The organism is Cetobacterium sp. (assembly GCF_051658645.1).
Lineage (GTDB): Bacteria > Fusobacteriota > Fusobacteriia > Fusobacteriales > Fusobacteriaceae > Cetobacterium_A.
The window spans coordinates 1-2,325 of the sequence record NZ_JBOFMZ010000065.1 but is presented as its reverse complement, the minus strand read 5'-3'; the positions used below and the strand labels follow the sequence as shown (position 1 = coordinate 2,325).

Here is a 2,325-nt window from a genome sequence, read left to right as displayed (position 1 = left end):
TAACTTTAATTCTAACCTTTGTTTTGATTAACTCTATCTTAGAATTTTTAATGTCATCAATTTTAGAAATCAAAATCTTAGAAAAATTCTTAATTTCAGAGTTATATTTGTACAGTTCATTTAAGCCTTTTATAACATCTACCTCTTCATATTTTTTTATGATTTTATCCATAGCTTTTTGAGAATAAACTAAATCTACAAACCTATTTTTACGAGCTTTTTCGATTGCTTTTACTAGCTTTTCTGATAATTCATTATCGAGTAAATCTAATATTTTTTTTTCTGTTTTAATGAACTTAATTTTATGAACTCTACGAGAAATTTTTATCTCCTCAAAATCATATTCATATTTTTTTTCAAAAGTATTTAATTCTTCTACTGCTTTTTTTAAAACGTGAACTTTAAAAGCTTTATACTCAGGATATTTATTTATTGTTCCTGTGAACTCTCTAATTTCATCTAAACCTAAAATAGGAATATTAACTTTTTCATATTTTTTAAATAAATCATAAAAAATTAAACTATAAACACATCTGAAAACTCTTTTTTCTAATAGCTTTATTGTTGTATAATACAAGCTATCCTTGTTGTCATCTTGTGTTTTTAAAGCTTTTGAAATTGTTGGTGGAACAGCAACAAAAACACCATCTTCACATTTTTTGTACTCAGACAACAAATTAAATGCTCCCCAAAGCTTTCCCTTTACATCTTTACTTTCAATTCTTATTCTCTGTAAAGAATCTAAATAAAGATAAATTTCATCATAATTTCCTTCAATTCCAATTGCTTTTGTTATTTCATTCAAAGATAGAATAAGATTATCAGTTTTTTCTTGTTGCAATCTATGTAAAATAAAATCGTATGTCAAAAGTCCTTGAGCTGTTAATGGAGCTCCTGTTATCTCTATTAATTGATTCGGTTTAAATAGTATTAAATCTTTAAACTTTTTCATAAAAATCACCTCAAAATATAATATAACAAAGAGTATAAAATGTCAATTTTGTTTTTTATACCTATCTTAGTAATCTTTATACCTATCTTAGTAATCTTTATACCTATCTTAGTAATCTTTATACCTATCTTAGTAATCTTTATACCTTTAACTTTTTTACACCTTCGCTAAGCATTGATTTCATTAGGTTTTTAACACTCTTAATTTTTCTGTAAATCTTGTAAATATTGTAAATATTACAAACAAGAAAAAAACCGTATTTTTTAAATATAAAAAAAGTAGAAGATTATAAAATATAATCTCCTACCATACATAAATATTAAAGTTCTAAACTTAATTTTTCTCTTTCTAACTCTTCTATCAACTCTTCTTCTGTTGGGAAGTAAAATTGATATTTAGATGCAAAGATATTTTTACTGTCATCTAGTAAAGTATATTTAACCATGGAATCATTTTTATTAGAACAAAGAAGCAACCCTATAGTTGGATTATCTCCTTCTAAACGCATCTCTTTTTCATAATAACGTACGTAAAAATCCATTTGTCCAATATCTCTATGAGTAAGTTTACCCATTTTTAAATCAATTAGTACAAAACATTTTAATATATAATTATAAAAAACTAAGTCAACATAATAGTTATCACCATCTATATTAATTCTTTTTTGTCTACCTACAAAAGAGAATCCCTTTCCTAGCTCAAGAAGGAAAAGCTGTAGTTTATCCATAAGAGCAGACTCTAAATCACTCTCTACAGATATTGTATAGTCACCTTTTCCTAAAAATTCAAAAATCATAGGGCTTTTGATAATATCATGAGCTGTTTCTACTTTTTGTCCAACTACTGAAAGTTCTTTTACTGCAACAGGATTTTTACTCATCTTAATTCTTTCATATAGCAGAGAGCTTATCTGTCTATCTAGCTCTCTTGATGACCAATTATTTTCGATTGTTTCAACTGTATAAAAATTACGAATATCATCATTTTTCAATTTCATCAAAAGTCTATAATGTGTCCAACTTAATTCTCCACGCACTGAGTGGAGAATTGGAAATGTTAAATAAAATTGTTTCATATACCAAAGATTTTGTTTTGAATAACCTTTTCCAAACTCTTCAAAAGTTTTTCAGAGATAGATTGGATTACATAAATTTTATTAAAACTTTAAACTGCTCTAACTCTTCAAAAGTTTCTATTTTTGATAATTGAGTGAACAAATGAATTTTTTTAGTTATTGGTAACTCACTCTGCATTACAACTATTGATAATTTTTCTTTTTCTGAATCTAATTCTGATTTTACTCGTTCAGCAACTTCAGGTTTAACTTTAATTCTAACCTTTGTTTTGATTAACTCTATCTTAGAATTTTTAAT

3 protein-coding genes and 1 pseudogene are annotated in these 2,325 nt (G+C 25.5%); all 4 read right to left on the bottom strand.

Features of this window, described 5'->3' with window-relative positions; genetic code table 11:
• Window positions 1–952, bottom strand: a 952-nt coding sequence (locus ACRCZX_RS08250) for a hypothetical protein (protein ID WP_438582450.1), incomplete at its 3' end; no start/stop codon positions are given.
• 319 nt (window positions 953–1,271) lie between these two features.
• Window positions 1,272–1,832 (bottom strand): PDDEXK nuclease domain-containing protein, encoded by a 561-nt coding sequence (locus tag ACRCZX_RS08245; protein ID WP_438582451.1) that lies wholly within the window; start codon window positions 1,830–1,832, stop codon window positions 1,272–1,274.
• An 18-nt stretch (window positions 1,833–1,850) separates the two neighbouring features.
• Window positions 1,851–2,057: pseudogene (locus tag ACRCZX_RS08240) on the bottom strand (DUF1016 N-terminal domain-containing protein); the annotation flags it as partial.
• A gap of 37 nt (window positions 2,058–2,094) precedes the next feature.
• Window positions 2,095–2,325, bottom strand: a 231-nt coding sequence (locus ACRCZX_RS08235; RefSeq protein WP_438582449.1) for a hypothetical protein, incomplete at its 5' end; no start/stop codon positions are given.